Below are 18,264 nucleotides of genomic sequence, written 5' to 3' on the forward strand. Positions count from 1 at the left end.
CTCGTCACTGTCGACGGTAGTGGTTACCCGGGGGTCGGTGGGGACGCGCCCGGCGGGGGTGTCGGGGCGTTAAGAGGCGGTCGCGGGGGCACCCGGAAGAAAGGGGGCCGGTCTCGCGGGTGGACATACGCGTGAGTAGTTAACAGAGTTCCGGATTGCCCACCCGAAGAGGGTGGGAAGGCTCCTCCGGTACACACCCCACAGGCGTCCCACAGCACTTCCGCAGGACCCACCTCCCCACATCCTCCGCCCACACCCACGTTGACGCGGACAGGAGCGGTCATGCCCGCCACGCACCACTCGTCCTCACCCTCGAACAGCGGCAAGGCCAAGGCAGCAGCGAAGAAAACCCCGGGCAAGAAAGCCGTGAAGCCCGCGGCCGACGTGCCCGGGCCGCCCGGCCCCGCCGACCCTGCGCTCGTCTCCGGGGCAACCACTCTCGGCCGTATCCCCGTCCTCGACGTACGCCCCGTGGTCCAGCACGGGCGCAGGCCGGCCAAGGCCGTGACCGGTGAGTCGTTCGAGGTGTCCGCCACCGTCTTCCGGGAGGGACACGACGCCGTCGCGGCGAACGTGGTGCTGCGCGACCCGGCGGGCCGGGCCGGGCCGTGGACGCCGATGCGCGAACTCGCCCCGGGCACCGACCGCTGGGGCGCCACCGTCACCGCGGGCGAACCGGGCCGCTGGACCTACACGGTGGAGGCCTGGTCCGACCCGGTCGCCACCTGGCAGCACCACGCCGGCATCAAGATCCCGGCGGGCATCGACACCGAACTGGTCCTGGAGGAGGGCGCGCGGCTGTACGAGCGTGCGGCCGCCGGGGTCCCGAAGGGGCAACGGCCGGTGGTGCGGGCGGCGGTGGCGGCCCTGCGCGACGAGAACCGCCCCGCCGCCTGGCGCCTCGCGGCGGCACTGGCGCCGGAGGTCACCGCCGTACTGGCCCGCTATCCGCTGCGGGAGCTGGTCACCGCCTCCGACCCGATGCCGCTGCTGGTGGAGCGCGAACGCGCCCTGTACGGCGCCTGGTACGAGTTCTTCCCGCGCTCGGAGGGCACCGCCGAGCAGCCGCACGGCACCTTCCGCACGGCGGCGCGCCGCCTGCGGCCGATCGCGGAGATGGGCTTCGACGTCGTCTACCTCCCGCCCATCCACCCCATCGGCACGACGTTCCGCAAGGGTCGCAACAACACGCTCACCGCCGGGCCGCACGACGTGGGCGTCCCGTGGGCGATCGGCTCTCCCGAGGGCGGGCACGACGCCGTCCACCCCGGTCTCGGCACGATCGAGGACTTCGACTTCTTCGTCGGCGAGGCGCACAAGCTGGGGCTGGAGGTCGCGCTGGACTTCGCCCTGCAGTGCTCCCCCGACCATCCATGGGTGCACAAGCATCCGGAGTGGTTCCACCACCGGCCGGACGGGAGCATCGCCTACGCGGAGAATCCGCCGAAGAAGTACCAGGACATCTATCCGATCGCCTTCGACGCGGACATGGACGGCCTGACCGCCGAGACGGTACGGCTCCTGCGGCACTGGATGAGCCACGGCGTGCGCATCTTCCGGGTCGACAACCCGCACACCAAGCCGGTGGTCTTCTGGGAACGGGTCATCGCCGAGGTCAACCGCAAGGATCCGGACGTGATCTTCCTGGCCGAGGCGTTCACCCGCCCGGCGATGATGCACACCCTCGCCCAGATCGGCTTCCAGCAGTCGTACACGTACTTCACCTGGCGCAACAGCAAGCGCGAACTCACCGAATATTTCAGCGAGTTGGCGGGTGAGGCGGCTGCCTACATGCGGCCGAACCTCTTCGTCAACACCCCGGACATCCTGCACGCCTACCTCCAGCACGGCGGCCGGCCCGCCTTCGAGGTACGCGCCGTGCTCGCCGCGACCCTCTCCCCCACCTGGGGCGTCTACAGCGGCTACGAGCTGTGCGAGAACACCCCGCTGAGGCAGGGCAGCGAGGAATACCTGGACTCGGAGAAGTACCAGCTCAAGCCACGCGACTGGGAGGCGGCGGCACGCGAGGGCCGCACCATCGCGCCGCTCATCACCAGGCTCAACACCATCCGACGGCAGCACCCCGCCCTGCGCCAGCTGCGCGATCTGCACTTCCACCACGCCGACAAGGACGCGGTGATCGCCTACTCGAAGCGGAGCGGGTCGAACACGGTTCTGGTGGTCGCCAACCTCGACCCCCACCACACCCAGGAGGCAACGGTCTCGTTGGACATGCCGCAACTCGGCCTGGAATGGCACGAGTCGGTGCCGGTGCGCGACGAGCTCACCGGCGAGACCTATCACTGGGGCAGGACCAGCTATGTGCGCCTCGAACCGGGTCACAGGCCCGCGCATGTCCTGAGCGTCCTGCGACCGTCCAACCCGCAGATCGGAGGGTCACCCACAATATGATCGTCAATGAGCCCGTCCCGGACACCTTCGAGGACACTCCCGCGAGGGACCGGGACCCGGACTGGTTCAAGCGTGCCGTCTTCTACGAGGTCCTGGTCCGCTCCTTCCAGGACAGCAACGGCGACGGCATCGGCGACCTGAAGGGTCTGACGGCCAAGCTCGACTATCTGCAGTGGCTCGGCGTGGACTGCCTGTGGCTGCCGCCGTTCTTCAAGTCACCGCTCAGGGACGGCGGTTACGACGTCTCCGACTACACCGCCGTACTGCCCGACTTCGGTGACCTCGCCGACTTCGTGGAGTTCGTGGACGCCGCCCACCAGCGCGGCATGCGCGTGATCATCGACTTCGTCATGAACCACACCAGCGACCAGCACCCGTGGTTCCAGGAGTCGAGACGGGATCCCGACGGTCCGTACGGGGACTACTACGTCTGGGCCGACGACGACAAGCAGTTCCAGGACGCCCGGATCATCTTCGTCGACACCGAGGCCTCCAACTGGACGTACGACCCGGTACGCAAGCAGTACTACTGGCATCGCTTCTTCTCGCACCAGCCGGACCTCAACTACGAGAACCCGGCGGTGCAGGAGGAGATGATCTCCGCGCTGAAGTTCTGGCTGGATCTCGGCATCGACGGGTTCCGCCTGGACGCGGTGCCGTACCTGTACCAGCAGGAGGGCACCAACTGCGAGAACCTGCCGGCGACCCATGAGTTCCTGCGGCGGGTGCGCAAGGAGATCGACACCCAGTACCCCGACAAGGTGCTGCTGGCGGAGGCCAACCAGTGGCCGGAAGACGTCGTCGACTACTTCGGCGACTTCCGGGGCGGCGGCGACGAGTGCCACATGGCCTTCCACTTCCCGGTCATGCCGCGCATCTTCATGGCCGTACGCCGCGAGTCCCGCTACCCCGTCTCCGAGATCCTCGCCAAGACCCCCGCGATCCCCTCCGGCTGCCAGTGGGGCATCTTCCTGCGCAACCACGACGAGCTGACCCTGGAGATGGTCACCGACGAAGAGCGCGACTACATGTGGGCCGAGTACGCAAAAGACCCACGCATGCGCGCCAACATCGGCATCCGCCGCCGCCTCGCCCCCCTCCTCGACAACGACCGCAACCAGATCGAGCTCTTCACCGCCCTGCTGCTGTCCCTGCCCGGCTCGCCGATCCTGTACTACGGCGACGAGATCGGCATGGGCGACAACATCTGGCTCGGCGACCGCGACGCCGTCCGCACCCCGATGCAGTGGACCCCCGACCGCAACGCGGGTTTCTCGTCCTGTGACCCGGGACGCCTGTTCCTGCCCACGATCATGGACCCGGTCTACGGCTACCAGGTCACCAACGTCGAGGCCTCGATGTCCTCGCCGTCCTCGCTGCTGCACTGGACCCGCCGCATGATCGAGATCCGTAAGCAGAATCCTGCCTTCGGACTGGGGTCCTACACCGAGCTGCAGTCCACGAACCCGGCGGTGCTGGCGTTCCTGCGGGAGTACGAGGACGACCTGGTGCTGTGCGTCCACAACTTCTCCCGCTTCGCGCAGCCCACGGAGCTGGACCTGAGCCGGTTCGGCGGGCGGCACCCGGTCGAGCTGTTCGGCGGGGTCCGCTTCCCGGCGATCGGCGAGCTGCCGTACCTGCTCACCCTCGCGGGGCACGGCTTCTACTGGTTCCGTTTGCGCCGGGAGGCGGCCTAGGTCCTGTGGGTGGGGCGGTTTTCCCCGTCCCACCCGGGGCACGCATCAGTATCACCCCCGACGCTCCGGGGAAAGGACGTGACGCCCATGGCGGAAACGGTCACCACCCCCTCGTTCCTGGTCTCTCTTGCCCCCTTGTTGCGCGAGTGGCTGCCGAGGCAGCGCTGGTTCGCCGGCAAGGGGCGCCCGGTCACCGGGTTCACGCCCGTGGCCGCCACCGAACTGCTGCCCCCGGACGGCCGGCTGGGCCTGTACCACCTGCTGCTGCGCGTCCACCAGCCGTCCGCGCTGGGCGCCGAGCCGCACCCGGGCGACTGCTACCAGCTCCTCATAGGCGTGCGCGAGGCGTTGCCGCCCCGGCTGGCGCCCGCGCTGATCGGACACGTGACGGACGGCCCGCTCGCCGGACGCACGGTGTACGAGGCCCTGTACGACCCCCGGCCCGCCGAAGTGCTCCTGGAGGCCCTGCGCACCCAGGCCCGCATCGGCGGGCTGCGTTTCGAGCGGGATCCGCACCAGGAGATCCGCGAGGGTCTCGTGGCCCGGCTGATGACCGCCGAGCAGTCCAACTCGTCGGTCGTCTACGGCGATACGTTCATCCTGAAACTGCTGCGTCGGGTGGTGCCCGGCGTCAACCCGGACCTGGAGATACCCCTGGCCCTGGCCCGCGAGGGCTGCCCCCGGGTGCCGTCGCCGACCGCCTGGCTGCATGCCGAGATCGACGCCGAGTCGTATGTTCTGGCGGTGCTCCAGCCCTTCGTCAGCGGTGCCAGTGACGGCTGGGAGCTGGCCTTGCGCGAGCTGGCCAAGGGCGAGGACTTCGCCGCCGAGGCGCGGGCGCTGGGCCGGGCCACCGCCGAGGTGCACACCGCGCTCGCCCGCGCCCTGCCGACGGTCACCCTCGGCCATGTGCAGCTGCAGGCGCTGTCCGACGGGATGACCGAGCGGCTGGCGGCGGCCGTCCAGGCGGTGCCCGGCCTGCGGCCGTACGAGGGCGGGCTGCGCTCGGCCTACCGGGCGCTGGCCGGCCTCGCCGTCGAGGGCCAGACCTGGACCGCCCAGCGGATCCACGGCGATCTGCACCTCGGCCAGTGCCTGCGCTCGCCTTCCGGAGCGTGGTCGCTGATCGACTTCGAGGGCGAGCCGGCCCGGCCGCCGGCCGAACGGCGCCTGCCGCAGCCGCCGGTGCGGGACATCGCGGGGATGCTGCGCTCCTTCGACTACGCGGCCCACACCGTGAGCCCGCCCGCGCCGGACTGGGCGCGTGTCTGCCGGGCCGCCTACTGCTCCGGGTACGCGGAGGTGGCCGGCCGTGATCCGCGCACCGATGCGGTGCTGCTGCGGGCCTTCGAGACCGACAAGGCGGTCTACGAGGTGGTCTACGAGGCCCGGCACCGCCCCGACTGGCTCCCCGTACCGCTCTCGGCGATCCGTCGCCTCGCCGCGTGAAGACCAGGAGGCTCGTTCGTGACGACCAAGAAGCCGGTCACCCCGGAGGACACCCCGCAGGCCACCGTTCCCGCCGCCGACCGTGAACGATTGCTGCACGGCACCCACCACGACCCGCACTCGGTGCTGGGCGCGCATCCGGTGCCCGGAGGTGTCGTCTTCCGGGCACTGCGGCCGTACGCGCTGTCCGTCACGGTCGTCGCCGACGACCTGCGGGTCGAGCTGCACGACGACGGCGACGGCTTCTTCTCGGGGTTGCTGCCGCTCGGGGGCGTGCCGGACTACCGGCTGGTGGTGGGGTACGAGGGGAACGTCCTGGACACCGAGGACCCCTACCGCTTCCTGCCCACCCTCGGTGAGCTGGACCTGCATCTGATCGGCGAGGGCCGGCACGAGCAGCTGTGGCGGGCGCTCGGCGCGCATGTCACCACCCATCAGGGGGTGTCCGGCACCCGGTTCGCGGTGTGGGCGCCCAACGCGCGGGGCGTACGGATCGCGGGCGGCTTCAACTTCTGGGACGGGACCGGCTTCCCGATGCGCTCGCTGGGCTCGTCCGGGGTGTGGGAGCTGTTCGTGCCGGGGACCGGCGCGGGCGAGGTGTACAAGTTCGAGATCACCCGCCCGGACGGCTCGCGCACCCTGCGCGCCGATCCGCTGGCCCGTCGTACCGAGGCGCCGCCCGCGACCGCGTCGATCGTGGACGTCCCGCGGCACGAGTGGGCCGACGCGGAGTGGATGGCGCACCGGGCGGACACCCCGGTGCACGAGGCCGCCCTCTCCGTCTACGAGGTGCACCTGCCCTCCTGGCGCCCCGGTCTGACCTACCGGCAGCTCGCCGATCAACTCCCGGCTTATGTACGGGAGATGGGCTTCACGCACGTGGAGCTGATGCCGGTCGCCGAGCATCCCTTCGGCGGCTCCTGGGGCTACCAGGTCACCGGCTTCTACGCCCCGACGGCCCGGCTCGGCACGCCGGACGACTTCAGGTACCTGGTGGACCGGCTGCACCAGGCCGGCATCGGCGTGCTGATGGACTGGGTGCCGGCGCACTTCCCGCGCGACGACTGGGCGCTGGCCGAGTTCGACGGGCGCCCGCTGTACGAGCACCACGATCCGCTGCGGGCCGCCCACCCGGACTGGGGCACCCTGGAGTTCGACTTCGGCCGCAGGGAGGTGCGCAACTTCCTGGTGGCGAACGCCGTGTACTGGTGCGAGGAGTTCCACATCGACGGCCTGCGCGTGGACGCGGTGGCCTCCATGCTCTACCTGGACTACTCGCGCGAGCCGGGCCAGTGGACGCCGAACGAGCACGGCGGCCGGGAGAACCTGGACGCGGTGGCCTTCCTGCAGGAGATGAACGCCACCGTGTACCGGCGCTGCCCGGGTGTGGTGACCATCGCCGAGGAGTCGACGGCCTGGGACGGCGTCACCCGCCCCACCCACCACAAGGGCCCGAGCGGCTTCGGCGGGCTCGGCTTCGGCCTGAAGTGGAACATGGGCTGGATGCACGACTCGCTCCAGTACATGGGCCATGAGCCGGTGCACCGCAAGTACCACCACCACGAGATGACCTTCTCGATGGTGTACGCCTACAGCGAGAACTACGTCCTGCCGATCTCCCACGACGAGGTCGTGCACGGCAAGCGGTCCCTGGTGTCGAAGATGCCCGGCGACTGGTGGCAGCAGCGCGCGAACCACCGTGCCTACCTGGGCTTCATGTGGGCCCACCCCGGCAAGCAACTCCTCTTCATGGGGCAGGAGTTCGCCCAGGGCGCCGAGTGGTCCGAGGCACACGGCCCCGACTGGTGGCTGCTCGACCCGTCCTACGGCGCCGAGGCCGATCACCGGGGCGTCCGGGATCTCGTACGGGACCTGAACGCGCTGTACCGGGCGGTCCCGGCCCTGTGGCAGCGGGACACCGACCCGGCGGGCTTCCAGTGGATCACCGGGGACGCGGCGGACGACAACGTCTTCGCCTTCCTGCGCCTGGACGCCGACGGCACCCCGCTCCTCGCGGTCTCCCACCTGTCGCCGGTGGTCCGGCACGACTACCGGCTCGGCGTCCCCGGGGACGTGCCGGCCTGGCACGAGTCGCTGAACACGGACGCCGCGCGGTACGGCGGCGGCGATGTCACCAACCCCGACGTCATCAAACCGGAGCCGACAGGATGGCACGGCCGCCCGGCGAGCATCCGGCTGACCCTGCCGCCGCTGGCCACCCTCTGGCTCCGGCCGGCCTGACCGGGCGACACGCGCCTTACCGTGACCCAAGGTCAACTTGGGTTCGCCACGGGGGTATTGAGACACGTGCGACCGTACAGATTGCGGGACTTCAAGGCGGTGGACACCGACGTCCGGTACGGCAGCGTGCCGGGCACCGTGCACGTGCAGCTCACCTTCAGCTCCACCTCCCTCGAACGGCGTTCGGGCTGCACCAAGGAGCGGAAGGCCACCGCCCGCGCTGCGGCTGTGCGGGCGCCTCGGCTGCCATCCGCCGGCCACCGGCTGCACCACCGCCTCCTACGAGCAGGCGATGATCGCGGTCGACGCGCCCGACCACTCCTACCGTGACGACCAGCACTGCGACGGCAAGTGGCTGGTCCTGGACTTCTCCTGGCGCACGGGACCTGCGGCGTGCAGCGACGGCAAGGGCTCCGGCTGCTCGCCATCCCTGGGCGACCGGTACTTCTTCCGCGCGAAGCGCTCCGGCTGGGAGCCGTTCTTCTCCAGCGCGGCCGGAGGCTGCACGGAGGTACAGCGCAGGGAACCGGCCTTCCCGACCGCGCTGTGCGCGAAGCTGGCCCCGCTGTCCTCCTCGCTGCACCCGAGCTACCCGCCGCCGTCGGCGACGGGCAGCCCCTCACCGGCCGCTACGGCCCGGTGACGCCCGTGGCCAGCGCCTTCGGCAGCCGGTCCGTGTACAGCACCCCGAGCCGCTGGGTGGCGCGGGTCAGGGCGACGTACAGGTCGCTGGTGCCGTAGCGAGCCGGTTCCACCACCAGGACCGAGTCGAATTCGAGGCCCTTGGCCTGGCGGGGGTCGAGCAGGACGACCGTACGGGTCAGGTCGGGCTCGGCGCCCGCCGTGACGCCGTCCAGCCGGGCGGCCAGCGAGCGGTGCAGCTCGCGCGGGGCGATGACCGCGAGGCGGCCCTCGGCCGGGGTCAGCTCGGCGACCGCCTTGGCCACCGCCTCCGGCAGGTCGCCGCCGGCCTGCCGCACCCAGGGCCGTACCCCGGTCGAACGGACCGAGCTCGGCGGCTCGAAGTCCGGATGCTCGGCGCGGACCACGGCCGCGGCCAGCTCCATGATCTCCGCCGGGGTGCGGTAGTTGACGCCGAGACGCGTGTGCTCCCAGCGGTCCTCGACGTACGGGGCGAGGATGTCCGCCCAGGAGCCGACGCCCGCCGCCTCCGCCGTCTGGGCGGGGTCGCCGACCAGGGTCATCGACCGGGTCGGGCTGCGCCGCATCAGCAGCCGCCAGGCCATCGGCGACAGCTCCTGCGCCTCGTCGACGATGATGTGCCCGAACGCCCAGGTGCGGTCGGCCGCCGCCCGCTCGGCCGCGCTGCGGTGGTCCGCCTCCTCGTGCCGCTCGGCGAACCGCTCGGCGTCGATGATGTCGTGGGCGGACAGCACCTCGGAGGAGTCCGGGTCACTGTCCTCCTTGTCCTCGAACTCGTAGGTCCGGGAGGCGTACGACACGTCCAGCACGCCCTGCGCGTAGGCGACCTGTGTCTCGCGCTCGCGCTCGGCGCGCGCCCTGGCCGACCGGTCGTCCTCGCCGAGGAGTTCGGCGGCCTCGTCGAGGAGGGGGACGTCGGCGACGGTCCAGGCGCGGGTCACCGGGCGCCGGATCGCCGCCGCGTCCTCGTCGCTCACATAGCCGTCGGGTTCGGCGAGGAAGTCGGCGACGAGCCGCTGCGGGGTGATCCGCGGCCACAGCTGGTCGATCGCGGACCACACCTCGGGGTTCTCGGCGAGTTCGTCGCGGATCTGGGTGATGTCGGAGGCGTCGAGCAGGCTGCTGCCGTCGTACGGGTCGGTGCCCACGCGTTCGGCGTACAGCTCGGTGAGGGTGTTGAGGATGTACCCCTCGAAGTGCTCGCGGGCGGCGTTGTGCGGCAGTTTGGCGGCGCGGGCGCGCTCGCGGGCGACACCCACGAGCCCGTCGTCGAGCATCAGGACCTCGCGGTCGTGCTCGATCGCGATCACCGGGTCCGGCAGGGCCTGCCGGTCGCGTACGACGGCGGCGAGCACGTCGGCCATGTCCGCGCGGCCCTTCACGGCGGCCGCCCGCGGGGTGTCGGCGGCACTCGCCTTCACCCCGGGGAACAGTTCGCCGACCGTGGCCAGCAGCACCCCGGTCTCACCGAGCGAGGGCAGCACCTCGCCGATGTAGCCGAGGAAGGCCGGGTTGGGGCCGACGATCAGCACGGCCCGGCGGGCCAGCAGCTCGCGGTACTCGTAGAGCAGATAGGCGGCGCGGTGCAGCGCGACCGCCGTCTTCCCCGTGCCCGGACCGCCCTCGACCACCAGCACCCCGCGGTACGGCGCCCTGATGATCTCGTCCTGCTCGGCCTGGATGGTCTGCACGATGTCGCTCATGCGGCCGGTGCGCGCCGAGTTCAGCGCGGCCAGCAGCACCGCGTCCCCGTTGTGGTCCTCGTACCCGGTGCGGGTGGCGTCGCCGAGGTCGAGGATCTCGTCGTGCAGGGACGTCACGGTCCGGCCCTGGGTGGTGAGGTGCCGGCGGCGGCGCAGGCCCATCGGGGTGTGCCCGGTGGCCAGGTAGAAGGGGCGGGCGACGTCGGCCCGCCAGTCGATGAGAACCGGGGTGCGCTCGGCGTCGTCCTCGCGCAGCCCGATCCGGCCGATGTGGTGGGCGGTGCCGTCGGCCAGGTCGATCCGGCCGAAGCACAGCGAGCCGTCGACGGCGTTCAGCGCGGCGAGCAGCCCGGAGCGCTCGGCGACCAGGATGTCCCGCTCCAGCCGGGCCTGCATGGGCTTGTCGCCCTGGGCGAGCGCGTCCGCGACCGAGGACTCGGCGTCGCCGCGCAGCACGTCCACGCGCGCGTACAGTCCGTCGATGAATTCCTGCTCGCGGCGCAATTCATCGTCTGGAAATTCGCTGTTCCGCAAGTCCGTGTTTGACAATTCTGCTCCCGCCCAGATATACTGTGCTCGTTGGACTTCTTCGCGACCCATTTTCAATGGAAGTCGCGAACCACTGAATATACGCACAGAAATCCCCCGAGCGCAATTGCTCGGGGGATTTTTTCGTGGGCGTCCCCGCTTTACACGGTCACCCCCGCCGACTCCTCCACCTCCATCAGGGAGGCGCTGTGCCGTTCCTCCTCGAACTTGCGGCAGCCGCCGCGCAGGCCGAACAGGCGCTTGGCCAGGGCGATGTAGAGGACCGCGAGGATGTTCAGGACGAGGGTGACGATCTTCAGGTAGCTGACCTTCTCGGTGAGTTCGTAGATCTCCAGGGGGAGGAAGGCGGCCGTGGCGACCACGGTCAGGTATTCCGCCCAGCGCTTGGCGTACCAGAGGCCGACCGCCTCGACCAGTTCGATCAGGGCGTAGGCCAGCAGCAGGGCGGCGACCAGGACCAGCGTGGAGTGCTTGTAGCCGAACGCCTTCTGGATGGAGCCGACGACCGGTGAATGGTCGAGGTCGTAGTGGAAGTGGCGGAACACCGGGCGGAAGACGTCCAGGTTCTGGTTGAACAGCCGGCGCACCGCGTCCTGGCTGTTGCTGAACTTCCACACGGCGACCGCGACCAGCACGATGAACACCCCGCGCACGGCCCGCTCGATCGCGAGGAAGCGCAGGATGAACAGGTCCCGGAGCACCTTGCCGCGCGGCACGAGCGGAGCGTCGGCGGCCGGGCCCGAGCCGCGCGGCTCGCCCAGCACGAAGTCGCCGCAGCGCAGGCAGCGCCAGACCTCACCGAGCGCGGTCTCGGCGTGCAGCCGCAGCCGCAGCCGGGGGTCGTCGGGCGCGTAGGTCACATGCCCCTTGCGCGCGCAGGTCCGCCGGTCCCAGTCGATCTTCATCCCCCGTGCCTCCATCTTCCTGTACTCACACACGTACTGACGCCACGCACGAACGTGCCGTTCCGGTTGATCCGGATCGGCACGTTAGTGGACGGCGCGGAAGAGTGCTCAATCGGCCGCGCTGTGCGCCAGTTCCTTCGCCTCGCTCTCCTCGGTCTTCACTTCTGGAGCGGACTTTTCACGGCGCGGCAGCAGGACCGCCACAAGGACGGTACCGACGCCGAGGATCACCGCGCCGACCAGGCTGGTGTGGGCGACGGCGGAGGAGAAGGAGGAGCCGACCGCGTCCGCCATCTGCCGGGCGCCGGCGGCGAGTCCGGCGGCCTGCTGCTTGAACTGTGCGGCCTGCTGCGGGTTCGTGGCGTGTGCCGCCTGCGCGGCCAGTGCGTGCGCCTTGTCGCCGATGCCCTGGGCGACCGCGTATCCGGCGCCGACCGAGTCCTGCGCACTGTCCAGGGCGCTCGCCGGGAGCTTGCTGCCCGCCGTGGCGTCCCTCAGGTGGTTGCCGTACGACGTGGCGAGCAGCGAGCCGAGGATCGCGATGCCGAGCGAGCCGCCCAGTTCCAGCGAGGTGTCGTTGACGGCGCCACCGACGCCCAGCTCGGACTCCGGGAAGGCGCCCATGATCGCGTCGGTGCAGGGCGAGAGGGCGAGGCCGATGGCGAGACCCAGGATGATCAGGGGGGCCAGGAAGTCGGTGTACGTCGAGCCCGCGTCGACCCGGGTCAGCAGCGCGAGGGCCGTCGTACCGCCGACCATGCCCGCGCCGACCGTCCACTTCATGCCGACGCGCGGGGTGAGCACGCCGGTCAGCGCCGAGCCGACGAAGACCGCGCCGGCCAGCGGCAGCATCCGTACGCCGGTCTGCAGGGCGTCGTAGCCGAGGACGAACTGCAGGTGCTGGGTGAGGTAGTAGAAGGCGCCGAAGACGGCGAGGAAGAAGAGGGCGACGGCGAGGTTGGAACCCGCGAACCGGCGGTGCGCGAAGCGGCGCACGTCCAGGATCGGGCGCGGGTGGCGCAGTTCCCAGAGGACGAAGGCGACCAGGCCGGCGCCCGCGACGACCGCTGCCGTGACGGCCTTGACGCCCCAGCCGAAGTGCGGGCCCTCGATGATCATGTAGACCAGCGAGCCGGTCCAGATCACCGACAGCAGTCCGCCGACGTAGTCGATGCGGTCGTGGTGCCCGGCCTTGGAGGGCGGGATCAGGACCAGTGCGGCGACGATCGCGACGGCCGCGATGGGCACGTTGATCAGGAAGGTCGAGGACCAGCCGTGGTCGCGCAGCAGGGCGCCCGCGACGACCGGTCCGGCGGCGATGGCGAGGCCGGCGGTCGCCGTCCACAGGGTGATCGCCTTGGCCCGCTCGCCCCGCGGGAAGGTCGCGGCGAGCAGGGAGAGGGTGGCAGGCATGATCAGCGCCGCGCCGACGCCCATGACGGCGCGGGCGGCGATGACGGTCGCCGCGCTGCCGGCGAGGTAGCCGAAGACGGCGCCGCCGCCGAAGACGACAAGGCCGAGGACGAGTGCGCCGCGCCGGCTGTACTTGTCGCCGATCGCGCCGAGCAGCAGCATCAGCGCCGCGTAGGGGACGGTGTAGCCGTCGATCACCCACTGCAGGTCGGCGCTGGACAGGCCGAGGTCCCGGGTCATGTCGGGCGCGGCGACCGTCAGCGCGGTGTTCGCCATCACGATGATCAGCAGGCTCAGGCAGAGCACGAGCAGTGCCCACCAGCGCCGGGCGTACGGGCGCTCCATCTTCTCGACCGGTTCGGTCATGACGAGTCGCATGGCAGGGGTCGCCTTCCTCAGGTGTGCGACGGGACGGGCTGCACTGCGCAGACTTGCACAGCAGCGTGCAATTGCACAACGATGTGCAATGTACGCCCATTGCACAGTGCTGTGCAAGTCGGAAGGGGAAGGCAGAATGACCGCCATGACCACGGGTAACACCAGCCGCGCCGACACCAACCGGCGCCGCATCCTCGACGTCGCCCTCGCCGAACTGCTGCGCGACCCCGACGCCTCCATGGACCAGATCGCGCGCGCCGCGGGAGTCGTACGACGGACGGTGTACGGCCACTTCCCCAGCCGTGAGGCGCTGATCGGCACGCTCGTGGACGAGGCGGTGCAGGCGCTGACGGACGCGGACGCCGAGGTCCGCACCGGGGTCGAGGACCCGGCGGAGGCGGTGGCCCGCTCGGTGCTCGCGATCTGGGCGACCGCCGACCGCTACCGGCTGCTGCTCGCCCTCGCCCAGCGCACGGTCACCGTCCAGGGCATCCGCGAACGCCTCGCCCCGCTGCGCGCAAGCAAGGTCCGGCTGCTGCAACAGGGCCTCGACGCGGGCGCATTCAGCTCCCCCCTGCCGGCGCCGGCGCTGGCGTACGTGCACGAGCAGGTGCTGTTCGCGGTGATGGAGGCGGTGAACGACGGCCTGCTGACGGCCGAGGATGCGGGCCGCTCGGCCACGGTCACGGTGCTGACCGCGGCGGGCGTACCCGCCTCGACGGCCACCGCGCTGGTGGCCAAGGTGCGTGAGGAGACATAGCAAGCCGGGCGGCCGAGGTACGGGGGAGACTCGGCCGCCCGGCGGTGGTTCCCGGACGCCCGGCCCCGGTTCAGGCGGGGCCGGACATCCGGAGACTCGGGTGGGTCAGGCCTTGGCCAGCTCCTCTTCCCGGGGCTCGGGAACCCCGGTGACCGTCCCCTGGTGCTCGTCCATCAGCGTGGTCTCGTCGAACGGCAGCTCACCCGCGAGCACCTGCCGCACCCGGACCTTGTCGATCTCCTTCGTCCACGTGCCGACCAGCACCGTGGCGACCGCGTTGCCCGCGAAGTTCGTCAGCGCGCGCGCCTCGCTCATGAACCGGTCGATACCGACGATCAGCCCGACCCCGTCGACCAGCGCCGGCTTGTGCGACTGCAGACCGCCGGCCAGGGTGGCGAGGCCGGCCCCGCTGACGCCCGCCGCGCCCTTGGACGCCAGCAGCAGGAACAGCAGCAGCGGAATCTGCTCGCCCACCGACATCGGCGTACCCAGGGCGTCGGCGATGTACAGCGACGCCATGGTCATGTAGATCATCGTGCCGTCGAGGTTGAAGGAGTACCCGGTCGGCACGGTGATGCCGACGACCGGCTTGCTGACGCCCAGGTGCTCCATCTTCGCGATCAGCCGCGGCAGCGCGGACTCCGAGGACGAGGTGGACAGGATCAGCAGGAACTCCCGCGCCAGGTACTTGAACAGCGAGAAGACGTTCAGGCCCGCGACGATGCGCACCATCGCGCCGAGCACCACGAAGACGAACAGCGCGCAGGTGACGTAGAACCCGAGCATCAGCACGGCGAGGCTCTTCAGCGCGTCCAGGCCGGCCGAACCGGTGACGGCCGCGATCGCGCCGAAGGCGCCGATCGGCGCGGCCCACATGACCATCGACAGGATGCGGAAGACGAGCCGCTGGATGTGCTCGACACCCCGCAGCACCGGCTGCCCGACCGGGCCCATGGCCTGCAGTGCGAACCCGGCGAGCAGGGCCACCAGCAGCGTCTGGAGGACCTGGTCCCCGGTGAAGGCGGAGACGAACGTGGTCGGGATGATCGACAGCACGAACGCGACGGGCGGCAGCGCCTCGGTGGACACCTGGGCGTGGCCGCTCTGCCGCATCGCGTTCGTCAGGTGCAGCCCGTCACCGGGGTGCAGCACATTGCCGACGACGAGCCCGATACCGAGCGCGACCAGCGACATCACCAGGAAGTAGCCGAGGGCGATACCGCCGACGGCACCGACCTTGGCGGCCTTGCGTACGGATCCGATGCCGAGCACGATCGTGCAGAAGATGATCGGCGAGATCATCATCTTGATCAGGTTGACGAACCCGGTACCGAGCGGTTTCAGCTGGACCGCGGCGTCGGGCCAGATGAGTCCCACGGCGATGCCGAGCGCGACCGCCACGATGACGGCGATGTACAGGTAATGGGTACGGTCCCGCTTCACGCGGGGTACGGCAGGTGCCGTATCGGGGGTGCTGGCGGCCACGGCTGCCCTCCTTGACGTCTTCGTCGGCATCACCGGCGTGCGGCTCACGTCCGGGGGTGTGGGGGATGTCCGTGACTATCTCCCGCCCTGTGAGGGCGGTCACCCTTCCGTTCATTTAGTTCACGCTTAACCGGAGAGGCACACTGCTGGCATGCGCGTCCCCCGCCTCCCCCGACCCCGCAGCCTGGCCGGCCAGCTGTTCGCCATGCAGGCCGTGCTGATAGCGGTGGTCGTGGCCGGGTACGCGCTGTTCACCTACGTCAGCGACCAGCGGCAGGCCCAGGACTTTGCCGCCCGCCAGGCCACGGCGGTGGCTCGTTCGATCGCGGACGCCCCCTCGGTGCGCGCGGCGATCCGCACCCCGGACCCCACCGCCCGGCTGGAGCCGTACGCCCTCGAGGTGATCCGGGACGCGAACGTCGACTTCGTCACGATCATGAACCCGTCCGGCATCCGCTGGACCCACCCGGACAGGAAGCAGATCGGCAAACGCTTCCTGGGCAACATCGGCCCCGCCCGGCACGGCCGCACCTTCACCGAGACCTACACCGGCACCCTCGGCCCCTCCGTCCGCGCGGTGACCCCGATCAGGGACGACGGCCGGATCGTCGGCCTGGTCAGCGCCGGCATCAAGGTGGAGACGATCAGCGCCCGGGTCCAGGACCAGGTCACGGCCCTGCTCGGGGTGGCCGGCGTCGCCCTGCTGCTCGGCGCGGTCGGCACGTACGTCGTCAACGCCCGGCTGCGCCGCCACACCCACGGCATGAACGCCACCGAGCTGAGCCGGATGCACGACTACCACCAGGCGGCGCTGCACGCGGTCCGCGAGGGCCTGCTGATGCTGGACGGGCAGTACAGGGTGGCGCTGATCAACGACGGCGGCCGGGAACTGCTGGGCGTGGGCAGCGCTTCCGGTGCCTCCGATGCCGACGTGATCGGCAGCTCGGTCGCGGACCTGGGCCTGCCCGCCCCGCTGACGGGCGCCCTGCTGTCCTCCGAGCCCCGCGTGGACGAGGTGCATCTGACGGCGTCCCGGGTGCTGGTGGTGAACACCTCGCCGGTGTCCGGCGGAGAGCGCCGCGGCACGGTCGTCACCCTCCGCGATGTCACCGAACTCCAGTCACTGACCGGCGAGTTGGACTCCGAGCGGGGCTTCACCCAGGCCCTGCGCTCGCAGGCGCACGAGGCGGCGAACCGCCTGCACACCGTGGTGTCGCTGATCGAGCTGGGCCGGGCCGAGGAGGCCGTGGAGTTCGCGACGGCGGAGCTGGAACTGGCCCAGGCCCTGACCGACCAGGTGGTGGCGGCGGTGAGCGAGCCGGTGCTCGCCGCGCTCCTGCTGGGCAAGACGGCACAGGCGAACGAGCGGGGCGTGGAACTGGTGGTGTCGCCCGACAGCCGCCTGGACGACGGACTGCTCCCGCAGAGCCTGCCCGCCCGCGACCTGGTGACGATCCTGGGCAACCTGATCGACAACGCGGTGGACGCGGCGCAGGGCAGCATGCGGGCGCGGGTGACCGTGACGGCGTACGCCTCGGACGCCGAACTGGTGCTGCGGGTGTCCGACACGGGCCCCGGTGTCGACCCGGCCCATGCCGACCTGGTATTCCAGCGGGGGTTCTCGACGAAGCCGGCCGGGCCGGGCGGGCGAGGCCTCGGGCTGGCCCTGGCCCGGCAGGCGGTGACCCGCCACGAGGGCACGTTGACGGTGGCGGAGTCGGACGAGGACGGCGAGGGCGGAGCGGTGTTCGAGGTGCGGTTGCCGCTCCGGTCAGCGGTGGGTGACGGCAGATGACGCGGGAGCAGCAGGCCCAGCAGCCGATCCGCGTCCTGGTGGTCGAGGACGACCCGGTCGCCGCCGACGCCCATGTGCTCTACGTCGGCCGGGTGCCGGGATTCGTCGCGGTCGGCAAGGCGCACACCGGCGCCGAGGCCCGCCGCGTCCTGGACCGCACCCCGGTGGACCTGCTGCTCCTCGACCTCCATCTCCCGGACGTGCACGGCCTGCAGTTCGCCCGCGCGCTGCGCGCGGGCGGCCACCACGCCGACGTCATAGCGGTGACCTCGGCCCGCGATCTGGCGGTGGTCCGCGAGGGCGTCTCCCTGGGCGTCGTCCAGTACGTCCTGAAGCCCTTCACCTTCGCCACGCTCCGCGACCGCCTGGTGCGCTACGCCGAGTTCCACGCGGCGGTCGGCGAGGCGAGCGGCCAGGACGAGGTCGACCGCGCGCTCGCGGCGCTGCGCGCCCCGACGCCCGCCGCACTGCCGAAGGGGCTGAGCGGGCCGACGCTGGAGCGGGTGACGGGAGCGCTGCGGGACGCGCCGGAGGGGTTGACCGCGGCGGGCCTGGCCGAGGAGGTCGGCATCTCCCGGATCACCGCCCGCCGGTACCTGGAACACCTCGTGGAGGCGGGCCGGGCCGACCGCAGCCCGCTGTACGGACAGGTGGGGCGGCCGGAGTTGGTGTACCGGTGGGTGCGGGGAGCGTCAGCGGGGCGGTGAAGCCCGTAGCGCCCAATCCCGCGCACACGCATTGACCTGACTAGACCACTCCTCTTACGTTCACACGGCAGGGATCTCCACGCCACGCCACAACGAAGTGAGCCCGC

At 70.9% G+C, this 18,264-nt stretch carries 12 protein-coding genes; 8 read left to right on the forward strand and 4 right to left on the reverse strand.

The window, feature by feature from the left end; all coding sequences use genetic code 11:
- Positions 1–282 precede the first annotated feature (282 nt).
- The 5 genes from BFF78_RS13940 to BFF78_RS13960 all read left to right on the forward strand — a co-directional run bounded on the left by BFF78_RS13940 (position 283) and on the right by BFF78_RS13960 (position 8,442).
- A complete protein-coding gene (locus tag BFF78_RS13940) occupies positions 283–2,412 on the forward strand; it encodes an alpha-1,4-glucan--maltose-1-phosphate maltosyltransferase (protein ID WP_069778634.1) in 2,130 nt (709 codons plus the stop codon).
- Positions 2,409–4,109, forward strand: a complete 1,701-nt coding sequence (treS, locus tag BFF78_RS13945; RefSeq protein ID WP_069778635.1) for a maltose alpha-D-glucosyltransferase — start codon at positions 2,409–2,411, stop codon at positions 4,107–4,109. Before BFF78_RS13940 ends, treS begins: the two co-directional genes overlap by 4 nt.
- Before the next feature lie 87 nt (positions 4,110–4,196).
- Complete coding sequence (locus tag BFF78_RS13950; RefSeq protein ID WP_079161302.1) at positions 4,197–5,558, forward strand: maltokinase N-terminal cap-like domain-containing protein; 1,362 nt, start codon at positions 4,197–4,199, stop codon at positions 5,556–5,558.
- A gap of 18 nt (positions 5,559–5,576) precedes the next feature.
- Positions 5,577–7,799 carry a 1,4-alpha-glucan branching enzyme gene (glgB, locus tag BFF78_RS13955; RefSeq protein WP_069778637.1) on the forward strand — a complete coding sequence of 741 codons (2,223 nt, stop codon included), beginning with the start codon at positions 5,577–5,579 and terminating at the stop codon, positions 7,797–7,799.
- Positions 7,800–8,091: 292 nt separating this feature from the next.
- On the forward strand, positions 8,092–8,442 hold the full coding sequence (locus tag BFF78_RS13960) for a hypothetical protein (RefSeq protein ID WP_335755326.1): 351 nt from the start codon (positions 8,092–8,094) through the stop codon (positions 8,440–8,442).
- Here the strand turns inward: BFF78_RS13960 and BFF78_RS13965 are convergent.
- The 3 genes from BFF78_RS13965 to BFF78_RS13975 all read right to left on the reverse strand — a co-directional run bounded on the left by BFF78_RS13965 (position 8,429) and on the right by BFF78_RS13975 (position 13,410).
- Positions 8,429–10,669 (reverse strand): HelD family protein, encoded by a 2,241-nt coding sequence (locus BFF78_RS13965; RefSeq protein ID WP_193433457.1) that lies wholly within the window; start codon positions 10,667–10,669, stop codon positions 8,429–8,431. The genes BFF78_RS13960 and BFF78_RS13965 overlap by 14 nt on opposite strands.
- 185 nt (positions 10,670–10,854) lie before the next feature.
- Positions 10,855–11,619: a DUF2127 domain-containing protein gene (locus tag BFF78_RS13970; protein WP_069778638.1), complete on the reverse strand. Its 765-nt coding sequence runs from the start codon at positions 11,617–11,619 to the stop codon at positions 10,855–10,857.
- A gap of 108 nt (positions 11,620–11,727) precedes the next feature.
- Positions 11,728–13,410, reverse strand: coding sequence for an MFS transporter (locus BFF78_RS13975; protein ID WP_069778639.1), 1,683 nt, complete (start codon positions 13,408–13,410; stop codon positions 11,728–11,730).
- A gap of 136 nt (positions 13,411–13,546) precedes the next feature.
- On the opposite strand from BFF78_RS13975, the gene BFF78_RS13980 reads away from it, so the two are divergent.
- Positions 13,547–14,170 carry a TetR/AcrR family transcriptional regulator gene (locus tag BFF78_RS13980; protein WP_069778640.1) on the forward strand — a complete coding sequence of 208 codons (624 nt, stop codon included), beginning with the start codon at positions 13,547–13,549 and terminating at the stop codon, positions 14,168–14,170.
- Between the two features lie 105 nt (positions 14,171–14,275).
- Here BFF78_RS13980 and BFF78_RS13985 read toward each other — a convergent pair whose 3' ends face one another.
- The gene (locus BFF78_RS13985; protein ID WP_069783559.1) at positions 14,276–15,685 is read right to left on the reverse strand and encodes a cation:dicarboxylate symporter family transporter; all 1,410 of its coding nucleotides are present in this window, start codon (positions 15,683–15,685) and stop codon (positions 14,276–14,278) included.
- A gap of 121 nt (positions 15,686–15,806) precedes the next feature.
- Here BFF78_RS13985 and BFF78_RS13990 point away from each other — a divergent pair, with 121 nt between their 5' ends.
- Positions 15,807–17,450: a sensor histidine kinase gene (locus tag BFF78_RS13990; protein ID WP_069778641.1), complete on the forward strand. Its 1,644-nt coding sequence runs from the start codon at positions 15,807–15,809 to the stop codon at positions 17,448–17,450.
- The gene (locus tag BFF78_RS13995) at positions 17,447–18,157 is read left to right on the forward strand and encodes a response regulator (RefSeq protein ID WP_069778642.1); all 711 of its coding nucleotides are present in this window, start codon (positions 17,447–17,449) and stop codon (positions 18,155–18,157) included. Before BFF78_RS13990 ends, BFF78_RS13995 begins: the two co-directional genes overlap by 4 nt.
- Positions 18,158–18,264: the final 107 nt, after the last annotated feature.

The organism is Streptomyces fodineus (genome assembly GCF_001735805.1).
Lineage (GTDB): Bacteria > Actinomycetota > Actinomycetes > Streptomycetales > Streptomycetaceae > Streptomyces > Streptomyces fodineus.